This is a genomic window from Stutzerimonas kunmingensis (genome assembly GCF_032106285.1).
GTDB classification, from domain to species: Bacteria; Pseudomonadota; Gammaproteobacteria; order Pseudomonadales; family Pseudomonadaceae; genus Stutzerimonas; species Stutzerimonas kunmingensis_B.
On sequence record NZ_DAMCPO010000047.1, the window covers coordinates 18387 to 18834 of the forward strand.

The following is a 448-nucleotide window of genomic DNA, read 5'->3' on the forward strand; positions in this document are numbered from 1 at the left end:
GATCCCCGCTAGTGACACGAATAAGGGCCAAATCTGGCTGTTTGGCCAGCCCGTTTGACACGAACTAGGGTCAAATTTGAAGCGAATTTGGCCCTAATTGTTGTCACTGGAGGGACTGGGGACCTCAAGAATCCCTTAGGAATCAATAAGGGGCGCGATCTAGGCACAAATGCCATCAATTAGGGACACCGACAAGCGGCGTGCCAACCAGCCCCGCAGTAGCTTGAACATAATATACATTATGCGAAATGCCATATCCGCCTTGGCGGGCTTTGTCGGCTCTGCATGGCAATGGCTGGGCCTCTGGCTCGGCTCTTGCCTGCGCCCTCAGTCCCCGGCCAAGGATGAGATCGCGGCATGATTGAGTTCGACCCGCACCACCGTATCGACCTGACTGTTGGCGCGCATCCAGAACTGACCCACTTTCGGCGGTGATGCGCGGGTAAAA